At 71.3% G+C, this 22,211-nt stretch carries 15 protein-coding genes; 4 read left to right on the top strand and 11 right to left on the bottom strand.

What is annotated here, in order from left to right:
- Window positions 1-48: 48 nt before the first annotated feature.
- The 4 genes from ACIHEJ_RS27540 to ACIHEJ_RS27555 all read right to left on the bottom strand — a co-directional run bounded on the left by ACIHEJ_RS27540 (window position 49) and on the right by ACIHEJ_RS27555 (window position 8,265).
- On the bottom strand, window positions 49-2,625 hold the full coding sequence (locus ACIHEJ_RS27540) for an ATP-binding cassette domain-containing protein (protein WP_400139394.1): 2,577 nt from the start codon (window positions 2,623-2,625) through the stop codon (window positions 49-51).
- A 163-nt stretch (window positions 2,626-2,788) separates the two neighbouring features.
- Window positions 2,789-3,547 carry an NUDIX domain-containing protein gene (locus tag ACIHEJ_RS27545; RefSeq protein ID WP_400139396.1) on the bottom strand — a complete coding sequence of 253 codons (759 nt, stop codon included), beginning with the start codon at window positions 3,545-3,547 and terminating at the stop codon, window positions 2,789-2,791.
- 151 nt (window positions 3,548-3,698) lie between these two features.
- Window positions 3,699-5,747, bottom strand: coding sequence for a glycogen debranching N-terminal domain-containing protein (locus tag ACIHEJ_RS27550; RefSeq protein WP_400139398.1), 2,049 nt, complete (start codon window positions 5,745-5,747; stop codon window positions 3,699-3,701).
- A 934-nt stretch (window positions 5,748-6,681) separates the two neighbouring features.
- Entirely contained in the window at window positions 6,682-8,265 is a 1,584-nt protein-coding gene (locus ACIHEJ_RS27555; protein ID WP_400139400.1) for a DUF4192 family protein, read from the bottom strand.
- Between the two features lie 142 nt (window positions 8,266-8,407).
- Between ACIHEJ_RS27555 and ACIHEJ_RS27560 the strand changes: the two genes are divergently transcribed.
- Window positions 8,408-10,573 carry a RecQ family ATP-dependent DNA helicase gene (locus ACIHEJ_RS27560; protein WP_400139401.1) on the top strand — a complete coding sequence of 722 codons (2,166 nt, stop codon included), beginning with the start codon at window positions 8,408-8,410 and terminating at the stop codon, window positions 10,571-10,573.
- A gap of 265 nt (window positions 10,574-10,838) precedes the next feature.
- The gene (locus ACIHEJ_RS27565; RefSeq protein WP_400139402.1) at window positions 10,839-11,459 is read left to right on the top strand and encodes a hypothetical protein; all 621 of its coding nucleotides are present in this window, start codon (window positions 10,839-10,841) and stop codon (window positions 11,457-11,459) included.
- Between the two features lie 431 nt (window positions 11,460-11,890).
- Here ACIHEJ_RS27565 and ACIHEJ_RS27570 read toward each other — a convergent pair whose 3' ends face one another.
- The 3 genes from ACIHEJ_RS27570 to ACIHEJ_RS27580 form a co-directional block, all read right to left on the bottom strand.
- Window positions 11,891-12,523, bottom strand: a complete 633-nt coding sequence (locus ACIHEJ_RS27570; protein ID WP_400139403.1) for a hypothetical protein — start codon at window positions 12,521-12,523, stop codon at window positions 11,891-11,893.
- Window positions 12,524-12,591: 68 nt separating this feature from the next.
- On the bottom strand, window positions 12,592-13,293 hold the full coding sequence (locus ACIHEJ_RS27575) for a ribonuclease HII (RefSeq protein ID WP_400139404.1): 702 nt from the start codon (window positions 13,291-13,293) through the stop codon (window positions 12,592-12,594).
- Between the two features lie 81 nt (window positions 13,294-13,374).
- The gene (locus tag ACIHEJ_RS27580; RefSeq protein WP_400139406.1) at window positions 13,375-13,998 is read right to left on the bottom strand and encodes a TetR/AcrR family transcriptional regulator; all 624 of its coding nucleotides are present in this window, start codon (window positions 13,996-13,998) and stop codon (window positions 13,375-13,377) included.
- A 185-nt stretch (window positions 13,999-14,183) separates the two neighbouring features.
- Here ACIHEJ_RS27580 and ACIHEJ_RS27585 point away from each other — a divergent pair, with 185 nt between their 5' ends.
- Window positions 14,184-15,731 carry an MFS transporter gene (locus ACIHEJ_RS27585; protein ID WP_400139408.1) on the top strand — a complete coding sequence of 516 codons (1,548 nt, stop codon included), beginning with the start codon at window positions 14,184-14,186 and terminating at the stop codon, window positions 15,729-15,731.
- 398 nt (window positions 15,732-16,129) lie between these two features.
- Here ACIHEJ_RS27585 and ACIHEJ_RS27590 read toward each other — a convergent pair whose 3' ends face one another.
- The 3 genes from ACIHEJ_RS27590 to ACIHEJ_RS27600 all read right to left on the bottom strand — a co-directional run bounded on the left by ACIHEJ_RS27590 (window position 16,130) and on the right by ACIHEJ_RS27600 (window position 18,498).
- Window positions 16,130-17,035 carry an ADP-ribosylglycohydrolase family protein gene (locus ACIHEJ_RS27590; protein ID WP_400139410.1) on the bottom strand — a complete coding sequence of 302 codons (906 nt, stop codon included), beginning with the start codon at window positions 17,033-17,035 and terminating at the stop codon, window positions 16,130-16,132.
- 12 nt (window positions 17,036-17,047) lie between these two features.
- Window positions 17,048-17,707: a histidine phosphatase family protein gene (locus ACIHEJ_RS27595; protein WP_400139412.1), complete on the bottom strand. Its 660-nt coding sequence runs from the start codon at window positions 17,705-17,707 to the stop codon at window positions 17,048-17,050.
- A 185-nt stretch (window positions 17,708-17,892) separates the two neighbouring features.
- A complete protein-coding gene (locus ACIHEJ_RS27600; protein WP_400139414.1) occupies window positions 17,893-18,498 on the bottom strand; it encodes a YdbC family protein in 606 nt (201 codons plus the stop codon).
- A 155-nt stretch (window positions 18,499-18,653) separates the two neighbouring features.
- Between ACIHEJ_RS27600 and ACIHEJ_RS27605 the strand changes: the two genes are divergently transcribed.
- Window positions 18,654-19,181: a TerD family protein gene (locus ACIHEJ_RS27605; protein WP_400139416.1), complete on the top strand. Its 528-nt coding sequence runs from the start codon at window positions 18,654-18,656 to the stop codon at window positions 19,179-19,181.
- 55 nt (window positions 19,182-19,236) lie between these two features.
- On the opposite strand, the gene ACIHEJ_RS27610 is transcribed toward ACIHEJ_RS27605, so the two are convergent.
- Window positions 19,237-22,134 (bottom strand): vitamin B12-dependent ribonucleotide reductase, encoded by a 2,898-nt coding sequence (locus ACIHEJ_RS27610; RefSeq protein ID WP_400139418.1) that lies wholly within the window; start codon window positions 22,132-22,134, stop codon window positions 19,237-19,239.
- Between the last annotated feature and the right edge of the window lie 77 nt (window positions 22,135-22,211).

The raw sequence follows: 22,211 nt of genomic DNA on the forward strand, positions 1-22,211 counted from the left end.
CTGCGGGGAGTTGCGCACACACTGGGACCAGAAACTTACACATGCTCGTCACCGGAGCCTGGTGCGCAGTGCGGTGAGCAGATACGCACAGAGCAGCGCCGCCAGCGACAACGCCAGTGCGACGCCGACCGGTTGGGCGAGAATCCGCACCGCGCCGACCAGATAGCGATCGCCCCCGAAGGGCCACTGCAGCAGCAGAAGCTCCCGCATCCGTACGGGCAACCCGGCTGCCATCCGCACGCCGTTCCCCTGGAGCACCATGTGCGCCAGGGGAACGACGAGGACGGGTACGGCGAGTACGGCGGCCAGGCCGGCCGTGGTCGACCGGAAGACTCCGGCCGCCAGCACACCGGCCCAGGCACAGCCGACGACCAGACCGAACCAACTCGCGGTCAGCGAGAGCCAGTCCGCGGGAACCTGCGTGAGTTCCCGTCCGTAGAAGATGTAGAGCACTTCGGCGTCGCAGCCCATGGTGAGGAAGGCCAGCAGCATCGCTGTGGCCCCCGCGACGAGCAGTTTCGCGGTCAGCAGCCCCAGTCGGCGGGGCACAGTGCCGCGGTCCGCCGCCAGGGCGGGGTGGCGGAACTCGTCCCCGAAGGCCAGCGCGCCGAGCAGCCCGGCTGCCAGCGCGGCGGGCGGCAGCGGCAGCTCCCGCGGCCACGCCGCGAACAGCCGCGCCTGTGGGGTGTGGCCGATTCGGGCCAGCAGTACGGCGGTGATCGCCGACACCGCCAGGACAGCACCGCAGGTGAGGAAACCGGCACCGACACCCGCCGCACGCCGGATCTCGTAGCGCAGAGGGCGCAGGGGGCTGGGGGCCGCGCGGACGGAGATGGGGGGCGGGAGGAGCGTCGGGGCTTCGAGGGTGCGGACCGTGTCCGGTCGGATGGTGCGGTTGGCCGGCGAGGGGCGGGTGCCGGGGTTCCTGGCACCGGGGAGGCGGGTGCGGCTGGCGGGGATGCCCGCCGAGGGGGGCGCCGCACCGCGGTCGTGCGATTCGGGGACCGTGGAGACGGTGGCACGACCGATGTGCGTCGTGGCCGTCGCGTCGGCGGACCGGCCGCGGTCGGATGCCGCGGGCGTACCGGAGGAGACGGTCCCGGCGGGAAGTGCCCCGGGGTCACTGCCGGGTACGCCCTCGCCGACGGGCCCGAGGGCCCCTTGCGGTGTGTCGCCGGCTTCCGGGACCACGGCCGTCGACGACCCGGTCCGAGCGGTCTCCGTCCGTTGCGACTCCGGCCGCTGATCGGAGCCGTCCCCGAGCACCGACCGCTCGCCGTCACCGGCCTGTGACCGCTCCGGCGCCGAGAAACCGAACACTCTCTGGGTCTCGGCGCGCACGGAGAGGCCTGACAGCGCCCGCTCCGCTTCCGGCACCGACGCGGCCACGGTGACATGGCGCTCTTCCGAGGAGGGGCCCGCTGCCGTGGCGTCCTGTGGCCCTGACGCGGCGCGCTCTCGCTCCTCGGAGGAGAGGCCGACCGCGTTGGCGTCCTGCTCGGGCACGGACGAGTCGAACTCGGATTCTTCGTTCCCCGCAGCCGGCAGACCGGGCGTCGCCGTGTCCGACTCCTCCGGCGTCGGGCCGAGCGCCGCGTCATCCGTGTCGGCGGCGGACGAGCCGAGGGCCGTGGCCTCGGACTCCGCCTCCGGCCGGCCGGGAGCGGTCATCTCGCGTTCGGCCTTCGCCTCCTCTCCCACGATGTGCCCCTGCTCCGCCGAGGAGGTTCCGGACACGCCAACGGCGCCCGGCCCCATGTCGCCCACCTCGTCGGCCAGTTGGTGCACCAGGATGCCGTGCCGGAACGCCGTCTCGCCGATGTCGGCGGTCGTGGAGCCGTACACCGAGAGGCGGTTGCCGCCTTCCCGGACGACTTCCACGGAGCGGCGGGCGGTGCGGGCCTCCTTGGTGAGCAGCGCCGCGAGACGCGCGGCGTGAGGGCTGCGCACGGCCACGCGCGGGCGCAGCCTGGTGCGGGCGAACTCCTTGGCCTCCTGGTCGGCGACGAGCCTGCCGCCGTCGAGGGTGACGACCCGGTCGGCTGTGCGCGCCGCTTCCTTGGAGTCGGCGGTGGTGAAGAGGACGGTGCCGCCCTGGTCGGCGTGGGCGCGCAGCATGCTGTGCATCCATTCCGCCTCGCGGGCGGAGAGACCGGCTGCGGGTTCGTCCAGGACGAGCGTGTGCGGGTCGGGCAGCAGGGCACCGGCCAGGCCGAGTCTGCGGTCCATGCCGCGTGAGAGCGTGCCGAGGCGTTCCTCGCGCAGGCTGACGAGGCCGACCACTTCGAGGACCTCGTCGGCGCGCCGGGCGGGCACTCCGGACGCCGCGCACAGCATGCGCAGATGTCCGCGGACCGAGCGGGAGGGATGCCCCGGTACATCGCCGAGGAGCACGCCGACTTCCCGCGCCGGATGAGCGATCCGGTGCAGGGGGCGCCCCTTGAAGTACGTGATGCCGCGGCCGGGTTGGAGCTCGAGCATCAGTCTGAGCGCCGTTGTCTTGCCCGCCCCGACGGCTCCTTGGAGCGCGGTGACATGCCCGGCGCGCGCTTCGAAGGAAACGTTGTCGAGGGCGGGCGGGTGCGCCTTGCGGGGATTGCTGGTCAGTCCGAAGGCCTGGATCACCTGCAGCAAGATAGCGTGCGATGTCCAGTTTTTCCGGTATAACCGGGTCTGCTCCCGCGGCGCCGCGGATCCCGACCCGGCTCATGTCCACCGTTCGACGCAGCCGGGGGCCATCCGGCGCGGTCGGTCCGCCTGTCGTCACGGCGGCCGGTCACCGCGCGTCTCAGACCTCGGGACGCAGCATCGGCGGGTTGAGCAGGGTGGCGCCGCCGGCCCGGAAGAGCTGAGCGGGCCGGCCGCCCTGGCGCGTGGTCGTTCCTCCCGTGGGCACGAGGAATCCGGGGGTCCCGGTGACCTTGCGGTGGAAGTTGCGCGGGTCGAGGGCCACCCCCCACACCGCCTCGTACACCCTGCGCAGCTCGCCGACGGTGAACTCGGGCGGGCAGAACGCGGTGGCCAGCGACGAGTACTCGATCTTGGAGCGGGCCCGCTCCACCCCGTCGGCGAGAATCTGCGCATGATCGAAGGCGAGCGGTGCCGCGGGCTCGCCGTCCCGGCCGTAGCCACCCTGCTGGAGCAGTTCCTCGACCGGTGCCCAGCGGGCGTTGCTGGCGTCGCCTCCCGCGCGGGGTGCGGGCAGATCGGGCGCGAGCGCCAGGTGGGCGACGCTGACCACGCGCATACGCGGGTCCCGCTTGGGGTCGCCGTAGGTGGCGAGCTGCTCCAGGTGGGCGCCGTTGTCCTGAGCCGGAACCGAGGGATCGTGTGCGCACAGCCCGGTCTCCTCGGCCAGCTCGCGCGCCGCCGCCTGGGACAGGTCCTCGTCGGCCCGTACGAAACCGCCGGGCAGCGCCCAGCGCCCCTGGAACGGGGGCTCGCCCCTGCGCACCGCCAGCGCGCACAGGGCATGGCGGCGCACGGTCAGCACGACCAGGTCCACGGTGACGGCGAAGGGCGGAAAGGCTGACGGGTCGTAGGGCATGCCGCGATCATAGTCGTCTGCCTGACGATAAACACTCCCTTCCCCGCCCGCATGGGTGGTGGTTCCACTTCGTTCCGGTATGGGGCGCAGGGTGGCTCCTTCCGTCCGTACCGGTCCTGTCGTACGAGGTCACCCGCCCCGTCGTACGAGGTCACACTCCCAGTTGCAGGCCGTCCGCCGCCTCCTCGACCATCGCGAGTCCCAGTCGGCTGATCCGTACCGCGAAGGGGGCGCCCGCCACGCGCAGCCCGGTCAGCCCCAGCTCGCCGAGCGGCGCGCTCCGCACCGGGCGGAGGGTGACCGTACCGGCAGGGGCGTCGGGGCGGATGCCCGCGAGCGCGGTGAGGATCAGGATCACTGAGGCCGCGGCGGTGGCCGCCGGGCGGCAGGCCGCGGGGTGCGGGACGGGTGCGCTCCCGGCGGTGCGCTGTTCGCCGGCGAACATCTCCGGCAGCCGGTGGTCGAAGTGCTCCGCGGCGTCCAGTAGTCCTCTCAGCAGGCCACAGACTTCCTTCTCATGATCGGTGGCGGCCAGCCCGGCGACGGCCAGCGCGGTCTCGTGGACACGCACGGCTCCGGTCCGGTGGCCGAACGGATTGTGTCCCGGTTCCTTGGCGCCGAGACCCCGCAGCCCCCAGCCCGCGTCCATGGCGGGCCCGCCGAGCAACCGGGCGAGGTGTTCGGTCTGCACCTTGTCGAGCAGGCCCGGGGCGAGCCGACCGGAACCGAGCAGGCCGGTGTCGAGCAGATGGACTGCGTGGGAGCCGAGATGCGGCAGAGGCCGTCCGTCGGGTGCCAGGGCCGCGGCCGGGCGTCCGCCGCCGTGGTCCTCGATCCAGAAGTCGGTCCGGAAAGCCGTCCGCAAGGCCTGCGCCCACTCGCTCAGTTCCCTCGCACCCGGTCTGTCGTAGGCATCCAGGAGGTCGGCGCCGAGCTGGGCCGCACGCCAGGCGTGGGCCTGTGTCTCGCAGCGGACAGGGCCTGCCGGCTGCGGGTCGGGGAGGTAGGGACCGTCGCCGGCTGCGGCGCGTAGCCAGGCCAGGCAACGTTCGGCCGTGGGCAGCAGCTCTCTCGTCTCCTGTTCGGGCAGTCCCCAGCGGCGGGCCTCCGCGAGGAGGGCGGGGAAGAGCAGGGTGGCCTCCGTTCCGGTGCAGCCCGGTGGGAGGAGCGGGCCGACGTCCCGTCTCGGCCCGGGGATCATGCCGGCCTGAGATCCCGGGCCCGTGAGCTGGGTGCGGGCCAGGGTGCGCAGTGTCCCTGCGGCGAGCCGGGTGCCGAGGGGCAGAGTCATGCGGGCGGCGGCGAGAGCCTCGGCGGGGGCCATCCCGCAGCGCCACGGTGCGCCCGCCGCGAGGTAGGTGTCGCAGGGGTGCGCGGGGTCACGCACGAGCAGCGCCTGGAGGTCGGCGACAGCCGCGTGCAGCAGGGCTGCCACGCGAGGGTCGTCGCCTGCCGCGCGGGCGGGGGCGCTGGTCGCGGCGGACCCCGCCGCCCGCAACGGCCCCCCGCCGGCTGGTCGTACCCGCAGTTCCACGGATGTCGTACCGCCAGGTGGCAGCTCCACTTCCCAGCGCAGCAGCCCCGCGGACGCCAGGGAGTCGGCGGGCGGCGGATCGGCGGTGACGCAGGCGGCGAAGCCGGCGTGGGCCCAGCGCAGGCCCGAGTCGTGGACCGTGGCCGGGAGTTCTGGGCCCGCCGTGCCGGAGGCGATGGTGCCGAGTTCCGCGAGATCCGTGCCGAGGGCGACTTCGACGGGCAGCCGCAGGGCACGCGGTGCGGCGTTGCGAAGGGTGATCCGCTCGGTTCCGTCGGCGTGACGCGTTCGCTCGACCACGACGTCCGGATCGGGGCGCGCGGCCTGGCACATGCGCAGCATGCCCACGAAGCGGACACCGTCCGCTCCCGTCATCCTCGCCTGCAGCGGTAGTGGTTCGCGGCCTGCGACGCGGAGCTGACACCGCGAGAGCAAGCGCCTGCCGTCGCGGTAGTACCCGTCCAGGCCCCGGCCGGTCAGCTGTCCCAGCTCGTCGGAGATGACGAGGCCGGGCAGGGCGACGCAGACCAGTGCCGCGTGGGTGGAGGGCAGCTCGGGCGCCGGACGACTGCCCCGGGCCGTGAAAGACGGTGGGGCGGCTCGGGACCGGCCGCGGCCGGGGGACGGTGACAGGGGCCTGCCTGGGCGGCCCGGGGATGCGGGCATGAACGCTGGAGGCGGTGGTGGCGTCGGCGGGTGCGGTGGCACCCCGATGGCCGTCCGTGGGACGGCGCCGGGCGCGGCCCGGCGGGAACGGCTCACACCTGTCCCAGGGCGGACGTTCGTCGTCGGCCGCGGAGGGCGAAGTCGGCTGCTGGTACATGGGGTGGCTTCTTCTGCGCTCGGTGGGCCTCTGACGTGCTGGGCGGCCGCTGGGGCGCCCCGGGGAGCTGGGGTCGTGCGGCGAGCGCCCCTCGAGGCGTTCCGCCACTCAGGTGAACGGAGACGGACTCCTCCGGGTCACGGCTCGGCCGGGGGAAGCCGACCGAATGGCGGCGTGGCGGGGTGGGGAGGGGGCCTGTGAGCGCTCGCCCGAGCCGGTGCCACCATCCGTCGCGCGATGCGCCTGTATGTACCAGCGGCGCGCTCCGGCGTGCGCGGTGAAGCCGGCCCGGGAGACGGGCCTGACGGAGCGAGGAGACCCGGCGGGGCGAGGGAGCACGAGCGGGTGAGGGAGCACGAGCGGGTGAGGGTGTCGAGCGGGGCGGGGGCGCCGAGCGGGCCGTACGAGCCTGGTGGGCGAAGCACCCGAGGCGGGACGAGCCGGCCGGGCAACCCCCATATGGAGTACGGCCCGGGCGGGCCCAGCGGTTCAAGCGGGTCAATGGGTGACAGTGGGCCGAGCGCCCACGGCGGGCCAGGTGCCCGAGACGGTGCAGGTTGGCCCCGACGCGACGGCAGCGGCGCTGATCATTCACCTGCGGCCGCCCGAGGCGCCGCGCCGAGCGCCTGTCACGGCGGCGCGCACCCTGTGCCCCACTCGACACCCGAGCACCGGGAGCCTTCACCTCGGGGGTCGGCTTTTGCGCGACCGGGCGGCAATCCGCGCGGACGGCCCCTTGGCCCTCCGAACGCCGGCCCCGGTCGACCCGCCCGGCGTTCATCCATCCCCCTCGGCTTCAAGATGACCGCTTCCCGACTGTGCGCCGCTCGCCGTGCTGTCGTCGGCTCCGGCCGCACGGGTACGCGTGGCGCCCCGACCCCGGGTTCCGGGCCGCGCGGGTTCGGCGGCGGACGATCGAGGGCGGGAGCCGGCCGGACGCCGTCGTCCGGTCGCCGCGCGGGCGGTACGGACAGCGTCACCGGGGTCGGCGGGGCGAACTCGGTGCCGACGCCGTGTGGCCGTCCCGCAGTCGGCATCAGCCCTCTCCTCGGCACCCGATCCGCCGGCCTGTTGATCCGTCCGCTCGGTCGCTCCGGGCGTCGCCACCGGCGGTTCGGCGCGCTCGGTCCCCGTGGGTCCCGGCGCCGACTCGGAGTGCCCGGTGCTCTCCGGTGATGTCCGCTCCGCGCGTTCCGCGCGCAGGCAGCGGCGGATCGATTCGGGATCCAGTCCTTCGTTGCACGCCTGGTGCAGCAGGCGCGCGAAGAGGTAGTCGGGATCGGCGCCCAGCGCCATGGCCAGTGCCTCTCGGGCCTCCAGCTCGTCACCTGTCGACCAGGCGACCCAACCGGCCAGGGTCAGCGGTGCGGCGGCGTGCTCGCCGTAGGGCCCGACACAACGACGGGCCAGGGCGCGCCACAGCCGGAGCGCCGGGCCTGCCTCGTCGCCCTCCATCCACGAGGCCGCCCGGTCACGGGTCGTACGGTCCTGGAGGCCGAGGACGAGTGTCGCCGCCTCGTCGTCTCCGAGCAGGTCGTCGTCGCGCAGGTCGGCCGGATGTGTGCCGGACACGGGCGCGGCCGCGGCGAAGCGGCGGATGACCCGCTCGGCGAGATCGAGGGTCTCCTCCGCCACGTCCTCGCGGGTCGCCTCGTCCAGCATGCGGGGTACCAGGGACATGCCGGCCGCGTCGAGCGCGATCTCCTGCTGCAAGGCGGCGCCGGTTTCCCAGGGCTGCAGCCTGGCACGCAACTCCCTCAGGGTGCCGCGTACCTGGATGCCGGCGTAGGTGGCTGCGGCGGCCAGTACGGACGTGCCGGGCAGGCCCATCGGCGAGCCCTCGTCGGGGCAGCAGCCCTTCGTGGGGCAGCAGTACGACCAGTAGCGGCCACCCGAGATGCACAGTGCCTCGACGACCGGCACGTCGAGGTCACCGCACTGGGTGCGCAGCAGGTGGGCCAGTCGATCGAGTCGTCGCTTGACGTCCTTGCCCGACTCTCCCGGACCCGGTTCCTGGCAGACGTAGGCCACCATCCGCTCTGGACGGGTGCCGCGCCGCTCGCTGCCGGTCACCAGGCCGTGGGCCAGCTGGTGTGCGGCCGCGTCCCAGTCCTCCTCGTTCTCGGGGATGCCGAGCCGGGCCCGGCCGCCGAACCTGCCCCGGCCCTCGTGGTCGTGGAGGGCGACCAGCACCATGCTGTCCTCCGGGCGGTAGCCGAGCAGGTAGGGCAGGGCATCGGCCAGTTCGGCCGGGGTGCGCAGGGTGACCTGCGGGTCGTGCGCGGACGGGCCGGGTGACGGCTCCCGTCCCGGGATGTCGCTGTTTTCGAACGGTCCGGTGGTTTCGCTGTGATTCGTCATGCGCCGACGATCTCGCGGATCTTGAGATTCCGCTTGGGCCTGTGGATAAGTCGAATCAGGGACACGACAACGTCGATGTGGTTGTCCACAGCCTCGGGGCCGCCCGGCCCGATTGTCGGTCCCGTCCTGTTGTATGGGACGCATGGAGCACACGAGCAACGCGGATCTCCGGGCCCAGGCCGACGCCGTCCTCGCCCGGCTCGTCGGGGACGCCACGGGCGCGGCCCGGCTGCGCGAGGACCAGTGGCGGGCGATCGAGGCGCTGGTGGCCGACCGCCGCCGGGCCTTGGTCGTGCAGCGGACCGGGTGGGGAAAGTCCGCGGTTTACTTTGTGGCAACCTCGCTGCTGCGGGCCAGAGGCAGCGGCCCCACGGTGATCGTCTCGCCCCTGCTCGCGCTCATGCGCAACCAGGTGGAGGCCGCCGCTCGGGCCGGGATCCACGCCCGCACCATCAATTCGGCCAACACCGAGGAGTGGGAGGCGGTCCAGGCCGAGATCGCGGCAGGTGAGGTCGACGTCCTGCTGGTCAGCCCGGAGCGTCTGAACAACCCGGACTTCCGCGACCAGGTCCTGCCCAAGCTGTCGGCGGCCACCGGGCTGCTGGTCGTGGACGAGGCCCACTGCATCTCGGACTGGGGCCACGACTTCCGGCCGGACTACCGACGGTTGCGCACCATGCTGGGCGACCTCCCACCCGGTGTTCCTGTGCTGGCCACCACCGCCACGGCCAACGCACGGGTGACCGCGGACGTCGCCGAGCAGCTCGGCACCGGCGGCACCTCGGACGCTCTGGTGCTGCGCGGACCGCTGGACCGGGAGAGCCTGAGCCTCGGCGTGCTGCGGCTGCCGGACGCCGCGCACCGGATGGCCTGGCTCGCCGACCATCTCGACGAGCTGCCGGGCTCCGGCATCGTCTACACGCTGACCGTCGCCGCCGCCGAGGAGGTCACCGCGTTCCTGCGGCAGCGTGGGCACACCGTCGCCTCGTACACGGGCAAGACGGAGAACGCCGAGCGGCAGCAGGCCGAGGAGGACCTGCTCGCCAACCGGGTCAAGGCGCTGGTCGCCACGTCGGCGCTCGGCATGGGTTTCGACAAGCCCGATCTCGGGTTCGTGGTCCACCTCGGCTCGCCCTCCTCCCCCATCGCCTACTACCAGCAGGTCGGCCGGGCCGGCCGCGGTGTCGAGCACGCCGAGGTTCTACTGCTGCCGGGCAGGGAGGACGAGGCGATCTGGCAGTACTTCGCGTCGCTGGCCTTCCCCTCCGAGGAGTTGGTCCGGCGCACCCTGGACGTCCTCGCCCGGGCGGACGGGCCGCTTTCACTGCCCGCGCTGGAGCCACGTGTCGAACTGCGCCGCTCCCGGCTGGAGACCATGCTGAAGGTCCTCGACGTGGACGGGGCGGTGCGCCGCGTCAAGGGGGGCTGGATCGCGACCGGACAGCCCTGGTCGTACGACGCCGAGCGCTACGAGTGGGTGGCCCGGCAGCGGGCGGCGGAACAGGAGGCGATGCGCGCCTACGCGTCCACGGCCGAGTGCCGCATGGAGTTCCTGCAGCGTCAGCTGGACGACGAGGGCGCCAAACCCTGCGGCCGGTGCGACAACTGCGCGGGTCCGCGCTTCACCGCCGACACGTCCGCCACGGCAGTGGACGCCGCGCGGAGCGACCTGGGCCGTGCCGGGGTGGAGGTGGACCCCCGGCGCATGTGGCCGACCGGCCTGGCTGCCATCGGCATCGACCTCAAGGGGCGCATCCCGGCCGGTGAACAGGCCTCGCCGGGGCGCGCTCTCGGGCGCCTGTCGGACATCGGCTGGGGCAATCGGCTGCGTCCGCTCTTCGCACCCCAGGCACCGGACGCCCCGGTGGCGGACGATGTGGCGCGAGCCGTGGTCGACGTGCTGGCCGACTGGGCCAAGGGGCCCGGCGGCTGGGCTTCCGGCGCAACCGACGCTCCGCCCCGGCCCGTGGGTGTGGTCACCATCGCCTCGCGCTCCCGGCCTCGGCTGATCCAGTCGCTGGGCGCGCGGATCGCCGAGATCGGCCGGCTGCCCCTGCTCGGCTCCGTGGACTATGCCGGGGACGCGCCCCGGCTGCCGCGCAGCAACAGCGCGCAGCGGCTGAAGGCGCTCGACGGTGCGCTGACGGTGCCCACCGGCCTCGTCTCGGCGCTCTCCGAGGCCCGCGGGCCGGTGCTGCTGGTCGACGACTTCACGGAGACGGGCTGGACGCTCGCGGTCGCGGCACGCCTGCTCAGGAAGTCCGGCGCCCAGGGGGTGTTGCCGCTGGTCCTGGCCGTCCAGGGCTGACCGGGTCACGGTTCCCGAGGCAGCCGTACCCGCCGGCAGGGGTCCAGGCGTCAGCAGTCGAACCTTTGGGTAGGGATATAAGCCTCACACCACCAGATAAGAGTCGGTGGCCTCAATTGCTCGTTGCCGCAGCCAAGTTCGACAGGAAGAATTGAGATCCGCTCCCCGCACGGCTCGTCCGTGATCCGGTAGGGCTTCGCTGCGGTGCGCGCTCCCCCGAATCCGACCTCGCCCGCAGTATGGGCGCGTAGCCGAAGGGAGGAACGTGACCTTCGGATTCGCCTCGTCCTCGGCGGCATCGTTGTCGACCTCCGTGTCCGCCGCTTCCGCCAGTCGCCTGCTCGAGCCGGCCGAGTGGGCTTCCGCCGGAATCCCTCTGCTGCGCAACCCCCGTGAGGTCGTCAGCGGGCTGCATACCCGGCATCGCCCGAAGCCGTCCACGGCGGTCGTGGCGGTGCTCGATCCGGAGGAGCGGCTGTGCGCCAGCGCCTCCTTCACCCGCCGTCCGGCTCCGGCCGACGGCTGGATGTTCCGCAACGCGCTGCTGGCCCAGCTCCGCCGGATCATCCCGCACGACCTGCGCCGCCGTACGCCCGTGCGCACGGCGGTACTGCTCTACTGCCGTGAGGGCGACGGGCGTTGGACGGAGGAGGACGGCGCCTGGATGTGGGGCCTGCGCGACGCCTGCACCCTGCACGGGCTGCGGTGCGGGGCGTACATCACGCTGACCCATGAGGGCTGGCAGGTGCTCGGCGAGGGACGCGGTGGACGCCGTCCGAGCGCTCACTCGGAGCCGGAGTCCTTCGCCATGGCGGAGGCCCCGCCGCGCGCACCGCGCACCGGCGGCCCGGTCTCCGAGGTCCTGCGCCGCGCGGCGGCCCGCTGAAGAGCGGCGCCGGTCCCTCCGCCTGCCCGAACTCCTGGGCCGTCCACCGGCCAGTTGGGCGGCAAGGCCCGGTGCCGGCTCGACCGGGACGCCATGCGCGCCATCCGGCGCCGAACAGCCGACGACCGACGCTCACTCATCGCGCTACGCGCGGCCGGTTCGGCGTACGGCCGCCCCGGCCGCCGCACGGGCACCACTCGCGGCACACCGGGAGCGGCTGTGCGGGCTCCGCCCGCGGACCGGCCGGGCATGCACGGCCACGACGGGCTGAGACCGGCCCGCCTGAACGCTCTCCGCTGCGGGCGTCGGAAACACGCACCATCAGCGGAACGGCCCCCGCACGTCATCCGGGCACGCCAAAGGGCACACCGTGCGGACGACCATGGGAGCGGCCGCCACTTCACCCGGTACCCCGAGGGGCCGGGCTCGGCTCAGACCCCGGCGCCCAGCACCGAGTTGATCTGCTGCGGGTCGCCGCAGACGATCAACAGAGCACCGGCCCGTGCGTGGGCCAGCGGAAGCGCGGCGGCAGCGGCGGAGGCAGGGCCTCCGTTGACGGCCACGACGACCACGGGGCGGGATCCGGCACGCGAGGCGGCGGCGCCGTCGGCGTAGAAGACGTCGTCACCGGCGTCGTGCTGCGCCCAATAGGCGGCTTCACCGAAGGACAGCTCATGCTCCGCCCACGGGTGCTGGGCACCGGTGGTGAGCACGAGCACGTCGCCGGGGGCACGGCCCGAGTCCAGGAGCAGGTCCACCGCCTCTTCGGCGGCGTCCAGCGCGCCCTCGGCCGAGGCCGGGATCAGCTGGATCTGCGGGGTCGCCGCTGCGGCGGCGGGAGCGATCGGGCCGGACGGGCCCGGCTTGACCGGAGCCACGTCACGCGGCGTGCGCTGCACCGGCGCCGCGGGCCGCAGAGGGCCGGGACGACCGGGGCGAGCCGGAGCCGCGGGGCGGGGGCCGGGTACGGGGCGGGGGGTCGGCGCGGTACGGCCGCTGGCCGGAGTGACGCGGGGACCCTGGGCACTCTCGTGAATCTGAGGCTCCTCGGGAATGAGAGGCATGAGCTGATATTTATCAAACATTGGTGCGGCGCGGATGACCGGGTGGCACATCAGTGCGAGCGGAACCGTCAAAAATCGAAGCCGAGCTGACCCTCGATTTCCGGAACGCTTCCTTCCGTCCAGCTGCGGACCTTCTTGAGGTGCCGCCACTGGGGCAACGCATCAAGATACGCCCACGACAAGCGGTGGTGCGGGGTGGGCCCCCACTCCTCCAATGCGGCCTTGTGCACGGGGGACGGATACCCGGCGTTGTCCGCAAATCCGAAGTCTGCATGGTCGATACCCAGTTCGGCCATCATTTTGTCGCGCTGAACCTTGGCGATCACCGACGCCGCGGCGACGGCCACACACGATCGATCGCCCTTGATCACCGTGCGTACCGCCCAGGGAGCGCCGAGATAGTTGTGCTTCCCGTCGAGGATGACGGCATCGGGGCGGACCGGAAGGGCGTCCAGGGCACGAACCGCGGCGAGCCGCAGCGCGGCCGTCATCCCCAAGTGGTCGATCTCCTCGGGGGAAGCATGCCCCAGCGCATAGGACGTCACCCACGCATGCAGAATCTCGGCCAGTTCCGTACGTCGCTTGATCGTCAGCAGCTTGGAGTCGGTCAGCCCCTGCGGGGGCCGGCGGAGTCCGGTGATCGCGGCACAGACGGTGACGGGTCCGGCCCAGGCGCCGCGCCCCACCTCGTCGACACCGGCAATGACCTTCGCTCCGGTCGTGGCGCGCAAGGAGCGCTCGACGGTGTGTGTAGGCGGTTCGTACGGCATGGCGCCCTTAGACTACGCCGCCGGGATCACCCGGCGACACCCCGGTCTCCCGCCCCTCGGCGAGATCTTCGGCGCGGGGGATCAAGCTGCGTAGGGACGTAGCAGCGGCAGCATCAGCTGGTCGATCATCTCCTCGAGATCCTGATCGCTCCATTCGCTTGCGCACATCTTCGAGCGATACATCATCATGGCCGGTACGGCGTCGAAGACGTACCCGTTCGCCGCATCCGCTCGAACCTCTCCCCGCTCTATTCCACGCATGATGACCTCGCGGAGCAGCCGGACGGTCGGCCCCACCACCCCCTCGACGATCACACTTTGGAAGCGCTCGGCCTGCATCTGGTCGCATTCGTGAATGACTGCACGGATGGCCACCCCGGGCGGTGAGTACATGATCCGCCGCACCTGCCGGCACAGGGTGAGAAGGTCCTCGCGCACACTCCCGAGGTCCGGAGCCGTCTCCATCCGAGGCAGGCCCGCCACCAGCGCGTCCGCGACGAGGTCCTCCTTGCGGGGCCATCGGCGGTACACCGCGGCCTTGCCGGTCTGAGCACCGGCCGCGACCCCTTCCATGGTCAGACCCTTCCAGCCGACCACGCCCAACTGCTCGAGAGTGGCGTCCAGGATCGCTCGTTCCAGCACCGCACCGCGCCGACGGGGAGCAGCCGGCCGCGTGGAGGCGGCCGACCAGCGCGAGGTAACCATGTGCGTTTCTCCAACATGCAAGGGAAGCGGGGATTCCGGGGCGGGGAGCGCCACGCGGCAGCAACAGGGGGACGCCGGGCGGGGCTCGAGATTAAGTGAACGCTTGCGTTCACTGTTGGGGACTCACTACCGTGGATGCGCCAGTGAACGCGAGCGTTCACTAATGCCTTCATGGGGGACCCATAGTGACGACCTCTCAGCTGCTCCAGGACCAGAAACCGGGCGTGGCCCGCCGGGAGGGGCATCCCGGCATCGCACTCACCGTCATCGCCGCCTGCCAACTCATGGTGGTACTCGACGCGACGATTGTGAACATCGCGCTCCCGCACATTCAAGACGCGCTCAAGTTCAGCACCACCGACCTCACTTGGGTGGTCAGCGCCTACACCCTCACCTTCGGCGGTCTGCTGCTGCTCGGAGCGCGGGCCGGTGACATCCTCGGCCGCCGCCGGGTGTTCATGGCCGGCATCCTGCTGTTCACCTTCGCTTCGCTGCTGGGCGGCCTGGCCCAGGAACCCTGGCAGCTGCTCGCCGCACGCGCCCTGCAGGGCATAGGTGGCGCGATCGCGTCGCCGACCTCGCTGGCGCTGATCACCACGACCTTCCCCGAAGGCCCGGAACGCAACCGGGCCTTCGGCGTGTTCGCGTCCGTCTCCGCGGGCGGAGGCGCCATCGGCCTGCTCGCCGGCGGCATGCTCACCGACTGGCTGGACTGGCGGTGGGTCCTGTTCGTCAATGTCCCCATCGGCGTGCTGATCGCGTCGCTCGCGCCGCTGTACATCAACGAGTCCCAGAGGCATCCCGGACGCTTCGACGTCACAGGTGCGCTGACCTCGACGGCGGGCATGGCCTCGCTCGTGTACGGATTCATCCGCGCCGCGGAGAACGGCTGGCGGGACGAGCTCACCCTCGGTTCGTTCGGCGCAGCCGTGGTGCTGCTGCTCGCCTTCGTCTTCACCGAGATGCGGGCGAAAGAGCCGATCACCCCGCTGAAGATGTTCGCCGACCGCAACCGCTGGGGCACGTACGTGATCATGCTGAGCCTGGCCGCGGCCATGTTCGGCATGTTCTTCTACATCGTGCTGTTCGTGCAGGACGTGCTCGGCTACAGCGCCATCGAGGCCGGTCTGGCCTTCCTCCCCGTGACCGTCGCGATCGCGGTGGGCGCGGGACTGTCCCAGCGCTTCCTGCCGACACTCGGCCCCAAGCCGTTCATGATGGTCGGCACGGCGCTCGTGGCGATCGGCCTGATCTGGCAGACGTTCATCCGCCCGGACAGCTCCTACCTCGGTGGAGTGCTCGGGCCGATGCTGGTGTTCGGGTTCGGCATGGGCCTGAACTTCGTGACGGTCACCGTCACGGCTGTCTCCGGCGTGGCGCAGCACGAGGCGGGTGCGGCTTCCGGGTTGCTCAACGCCATGCAGCAGGTGGGTGGTTCCCTGGGACTGTCCATCCTGACGACCGTCTTCGGCTCGGCCGGCAAGGACGAGGTGAAGAAGCAGCTGCCGAAGTTCCTCGCCGACGCCTCTCCCGAGCAGAAGGCTCAGTTCGCCAAGACGCACCAGCTGCCCGCGCCCTGGGGCCACGAGGTGCTCGCCCACGGCATCTCCACCGCCTTCGTGCCGGCCGCCGCGATGGCCGGCCTGGCGTTCCTCACCGCCTGGCTGGTGATCCGGGTCCGCAAGAGCGACCTCGACTCCCTTGCCGGCGTGGCGGGCCCGGGCATGGGCTGATCCCCCACGAGCCGCGCAGAGCCGCGGCCGAACGGACCGCTGCCCGGGGACCGACGGCGCATGCGGCGGCCCGATCGGCCGCACCACGGCCACCAGCACCACTGACGGCAGAGCCGGCATCAGGAGGAGAACCAGGATCAACGGCGGAAACGCCGCAGGCGCCATCGAACTGAGCACCATGGCACACCCCCTCCATCCCTCCTCGCACCTCACCGCTGACCCGCCGGCTTCGACCAGGCGCCCGAAGACGCGGCACACGGCGGATACGGGAAGAACGAGCCGTGGTCACGGAGAGTTCCCGGTGGACACGGAGAGTTTGCGACGCCTATCCGCTGGAACCGCGCGCATGCCGAACGCTCACGGCCGCCACGCCGGGCGAATCACGCCGCTCGGAACCCTCACGGTCCCGAGGGGACCCAGCCCGGCAGCGCCTCGGTGCGCTCCACCCACTCGGCGGGCGGTGCCCCCGCCTTGCCGGACGCGAGAACGCCACCCATGATCGCGCAGGTCGTGTCCACGTCGCCGCCCACCTGGGCGGTGGTCCAGAAGGCCGTCTCGTAGTCCCCGAGGCTCCGCGCCGCGGACCAGAGGGCGAAGGGCACGGTGTCATGGGCCGTCGTACGGCGCCCGCATCCCAGCACTGCGGCGACCGTGGCCGCGTCGCCGTAGTCGAGCATGTCGCGAGCCCGGCGCAGCCCCTGGCCGACCGCGCTCTTGGGCACCAGCGCGATGACGCCGTCCAGGAGCGCCTCGGGGCCGGGCGGCCCGTCGGGCGAGCCGGCCAGAGCCGCCGCGGCGGCCACGGCCATGGCTCCGACCACGGCCTCCCGATGCTGATGTGTGGGGTAGGCGGAGATCTCCGCCTGATGGGTCGCCTGCTCCGGATCATCCGCGTACCAGGCACCCAGGGGTGCGATCCGCATCGCCGCTCCGTTGCCCCAGGAGCCCCGGCCGTCGAAGAGCCCGGCGGCCAGCTCGCGCCAGTCCTGGCCCTCCCGGACGAGCCGCAGCAGCCGGTTGACCGCGGGGCCGTACCCCCGGTCGAAGTCGTGGTGCTCGGCGAAGGAGCGGGCGAGCGCGTCCTGGTCGATGCGGTGGTGAGCCGCGAGTACGGCGACCACCGAGCCGGCCATCTCGGTGTCGTCCGTCCACTGCCAGGGCCCCGCGGGCAGCTCGCGCCGCTTCAACAGGGGGTAGTTCGCCGGTACGAAGAACTGGGAGCCCAGGGCGTCCCCGACGGCCAGTCCGCGCAGGCTGGCCAGGGTGCGCTCCAGGCGTCCTGGGGAAGAGAAGTCAGCGGTCATCGCTCTGCCACTTTATCCGGTGACCCAGTACGGCACCGGCTTCCGCCAGCGCTCGAAGGGCCGGTCGAGTGTGTACTTGCCGTCCTCACCGAGGACGAGCATCCGCATCTCGCCGTTCCCCGGATTCGACAGGGACTCGAATTCCGCGACCGTCCAGTGGAACCAGCGCATGCAGAACAGCCGCATGGCCAGCCCGTGCGTCACCAGGAGCACGTTCGGGGGGTGGTCGGGGGCCTCGAAACTGCGGAACAGGCTCTCCAGGAAGCCGCCGACCCGGTCGTACACGTCGGCGCCGGACTCCCCCTGCGGGAAGCGGAAGAAGAAGTGGCCGTACGCGTCGCGGTAGGCCTTCTGCAGGCGCACGTCGTCGCGGTCCTGCCAGTTCCCCCAGTCCTGCTCGCGCAGCCTGGGCTCCTCCCGGACGCGTATGAGGTCGGGGTCGAGGTGGAAGGCGCGGAGGGTCTCGTGGGTACGGCGGTACGGGGAGACGTACACGCTCACACGCTCGCGGCCGAACAGCTCCCGGACCTGCTTGCCGGTCTCCTCGGCCTGCCGTCGGCCCCGCTCGGTCAGCGCGAGAGCGTGGTCGGGCTCGCGCTCGTACACGGAGTCGTCGACGTTGCCCGTTGACTCGCCGTGCCGGACAAGGACGATGCGCCGTGGTCGTGCCATGCCAAAACCCTAGATCCAGCGGGGCGAAGTCGAGCACTCGTACAGGCCTCATACGTCATACGTCACACGAATCCGATGGCCGGGGACATGCGCCAGCGCGGTCTACGGCGCTTTTGCGGGATTCGCGGCGCCCCTCCCATACCCCTCGACGTGAGGGTTTGATTTTCAAACCCGTCGGCGGAGTCTCAGACCGTCCAGGACGGTTCAAGATCAACGATGTCACCCGAAAGCCCCATGACGTCCGTCTCGGTCTGGGCCCGCAGGGCCAGGCGTTCCACACGTTCGGTGCGGTACTTGCCGTGCTCGGCCGCCGACCGCCACATCGACAGCACCAGGAACTCCTGCTCAGGTGCCTCGGCGAACATCCCGCGGATCATGCCGGGGGAACCGGCCATCGCGGGGTTCCAGACCTTCTCCTGCATGAGCGTGAAGTGCTCGACGCGCTCCTCGTGGACCCGGCAGAGGGCCACCCGGATCAGATCGGCGTCGGTGAAGCGCGGCTCGAAGCCCGTCTTCACGTCGAAGCGGTATTCGAAGAGCTTGACCTGGGCGTCCTTGAACGTGCCGGACTGAGCGGTCGCGAGGCGGTCGTGCGAGCGGGCCATGAAGGAGTCGTAGAAGGCACGGCTCTCCCAGAAGGCGAATATGTGCGCCCTCCCCGCCCGCTGCCGGCTCCAGCCCCCGCCCTGTCCGCGAAAACCCGGCTCTCCCAGAAGCCCCGCCCATTTCCGCTGCCCCCGCTCGAACCCGCGGCGGTCCACCACGGTGCAGCGAATCCACTTGACCAGCACCGCGCCATCGTAAGGCCACCGGGCGTGGCGTCGGTCACGCTCCGGCGGAGATCGCCCGCGCACACGCCCCCGCGCGCATGGCACGATGGACAAGGAGCCCTGACTTTCGGCGAGTTGGGGGACCGAGGTTCCTACAGGGGGGAAGGGGACGCCTGGTGACCGGCTTCAGCAAGGGGATCCGCAAGGTCGAGGTCGCGCTCAAGTGGGACCCCAGCCCGGCGGGGCAGCCGCCGACGGATCTGGACATCGTCGCTGCGACCTTCGTCTCGGCTGACGCGTACGGGACTCCGGCCTATCTGGTGCACTTCGACAGCCGCTCACCGGACGGCACGATCTTCCTGAACCGGGACAGCACCGACGGCAAGGGGTTCGGCTGGGACGAGGTGATGACGCTCGAGCTGGACCGCCTCGACGGCCGGTACACGCGCGTGGTGGTGGGTGTCGTCATCCAGCAGCGCGCCGCGCACAAGGCGTTCGTGGACGTGCTGGATCCGGCCATGCGCATCCGGGAGGGCTACACCGTGCTCGCCGAGGACGACTTCGGCTCCGTCCTCGGGGCCACGGCGGCGACGATCGCCGAGTTCGTCCGGGACGACTCCGGGGAGTGGGCTTTCCGCCCGGGTGTGCACGGCTTCGACGAGGACCCGGCGGACTTCCCCCGGGTCATGGGCAGAGCCCGGTAGCGGTAAGGGGCGCCGGCCAGTGGCCGGCGCCCCTTACTTCAACAACCGTGTGTCATCAGCTGCAGCCGCTGGTCGAGCCGCAGCCCTCGCAGATGTAGCAGGAACCGGCCCGCTGCATCTTCGTACCGCAGGAGAAGCACAGCGGGGCGTCGGCCTGGATGCCCAGCTGCATCTCCACCAGCTCCGCGCTGGTGTGCGCCTGCTTCGGGGCGGGCGCGGCCGCCTCGGACTCGGCCTTCGGCGTGGCGACCGCCTTCAGCTCCTGGGCACGCGGCGCCGACTGGGCCAGGCCCTCGACGTCGACCTCGTCGTCGGCCGGCTCGTAGGAACCGGTCTCCAGGTGCCGCTGGCGCTCCTCGGCGGAGTGGATGCCGAGCGCGGAGCGGGTCTCGAAGGGCAGGAAGTCCAGCGCCAGGCGGCGGAAGATGTAGTCGACGATCGACTGCGCCATCCGCACGTCCGGGTCGTCGGTCATACCGGCCGGCTCGAAGCGCATGTTGGTGAACTTCGAGACGTACGTCTCCAGCGGCACGCCGTACTGCAGACCGACGGAGACCGCGATGGAGAAGGCGTCCATCATGCCCGCGAGAGTCGAGCCCTGCTTGGACATCTTCAGGAAGACCTCACCGAGACCGTCGTCCGGGTAGGAGTTGGCGGTCATGTAGCCCTCGGCGCCACCGACGGTGAAGGAGGTGGTGATCCCCGGGCGGCCCTTGGGGAGGCGCTTGCGGACCGGGCGGTACTCGATGACCTTCTCGACCGTCGCGCGGATGGCCGCCTCGGTCTTCTCGGTGACCTCGGCCTTCTCCTTCTCCTTGGTCTTGGCGGAGAGCGGCTGGCCGACCTTGCAGTTGTCGCGGTAGATGGCGAGCGCCTTGACGCCCAGCTTCCAGGCCTCGAAGTAGATCTCCTCGACCTCCTCGACGGTCGCCGTCTCCGGCATGTTGACCGTCTTGGAGATGGCGCCGGAGATCCACGGCTGGATCGCGGCCATCATGCGGACGTGGCCCATCGGGGAGATGGCGCGCTCGCCCATGGCGCAGTCGAAGACCTCGTAGTGCTCGTGCTTGAGGCCGGGGGCGTCGACCACATTGCCGTGCTCGGCGATGTGGGCGACGATCGCCTCGATCTGCTCCTCCTGGTAGCCCAGGCGGCGCAGGGCCTGCGGGACGGTGCCGTTGACGATCTGCATCGAGCCGCCGCCGACGAGCTTCTTGAACTTCACCAGGGCGAGGTCCGGCTCGACACCGGTGGTGTCGCAGGACATCGCGAGACCGATGGTGCCGGTCGGGGCGAGGACGGACGCCTGGGAGTTACGGAAACCGTTCTTCTCGCCGAGACGGACGACGTCCTGCCAGGCCTCCGTGGCGGCGGCCCAGACCGGGGTGTCCAGGTCGTCCATGCGGACGGCCTTGCCGTTGGCGTCGGCGTGCTGCTTCATGACGCGGTTGTGGGCGTCGGCGTTGCGGGCGTAGCCGTCGTAGGTGCCGACGACCGCGGCCAGCTCGGCCGAGCGACGGTAGGCCGTGCCCGTCATCAGGGAGGTGATGGCGCCGGCGAGGGCGCGGCCGCCGTCCGAGTCGTACGCGTGGCCGGTGGCCATCAGCAGGGCGCCGAGGTTGGCGTAGCCGATGCCGAGCTGGCGGAACGCGCGCGTGTTCTCACCGATCTTCTGGGTCGGGAAGTCCGCGAAGCAGATCGAGATGTCCATCGCGGTGATGACCAGCTCGACGACCTTCTGGAAGCGCTCGGTCTCGAAGGACTGGTTGCCCTTGCCGTCGTCCTTCAGGAACTTCATCAGGTTCAGCGAGGCCAGGTTGCAGGACGTGTTGTCCAGGTGCATGTACTCGCTGCACGGGTTCGACGCGGTGATCCGGCCGGACTCGGGGCAGGTGTGCCAGTTGTTGATGGTGTCGTCGTACTGGATGCCGGGGTCGGCGCAGGCCCACGCGGCCTCGGCGATCTTGCGGAACAGCGCCTTGGCGTCGACCTCCTCGATGACCTCGCCGGTCATCCGGGCGCGCAGGCCGAACTGGCCGCCGTCCTCGACCGCCGTCATGAACTCGTCGTTCACGCGGACCGAGTTGTTGGCGTTCTGGTACTGGACGGACGCGATGTCGTCGCCGCCCAGGTCCATGTCGAAGCCCGCGTCACGCAGGACGCGGATCTTCTCCTCCTCCTTGACCTTGGTCTCGATGAAGTCCTCGATGTCGGGGTGATCGACGTCGAGCACGACCATCTTGGCGGCGCGGCGGGTGGCGCCACCGGACTTGATGGTGCCGGCGGAGGCGTCGGCGCCGCGCATGAAGGAGACGGGACCGGAGGCGTTGCCGCCGGAGGAGAGCAGTTCCTTGGAGGAGCGGATGCGGGAGAGGTTCAGGCCGGCGCCGGAGCCGCCCTTGAAGATCATGCCCTCTTCCTTGTACCAGTCGAGGATCGACTCCATGGAGTCGTCGACGGACAGGATGAAGCAGGCGGAGACCTGCTGGGGCTGCTTCGTGCCGACGTTGAACCAGACGGGGCTGTTGAAGCTGAAGATCTGGTGCAGGAGGGCGTACGCCAGCTCGTGCTCGAAGATCTCGGCGTCGGCGGGCGAGGCGAAGTACTTGTGGTCCTCACCGGCCTTCCGGTACGTCTTCACGATGCGGTCGATCAGCTGCCGCAGGCTGGTCTCGCGCTGCGGGGTGCCGACGGCACCCCGGAAGTACTTGCTGGTGACGATGTTGACCGCGTTCACCGACCAGAAGTCGGGGAACTCGACGCCACGCTGCTCGAAGTTGACCGAGCCGTCGCGCCAGTTGGTCATGACGACGTCACGGCGCTCCCACGAAACCTCGTCGTACGGGTGCACGCCGGGGGTGGTGTGGATGCGCTCGATGTGCAGTCCCTTGTTACCCGCCTTGGCACCCTTGGCTCGGGAACCTCGTGCCGGACCGCTCGCCGTCTCTGTCATGCCGCCTCCCTATACGGGCAAAAAACGCCCTGAAGTGCCCCGTTTGTTCCCGTGGCACGGTGTTGTGTCTTGTGTTG

Origin of the sequence: Streptomyces sp. NPDC052301, assembly GCF_044593395.1 — a bacterium.
Taxonomy (GTDB): domain Bacteria; phylum Actinomycetota; class Actinomycetes; order Streptomycetales; family Streptomycetaceae; genus Streptomyces.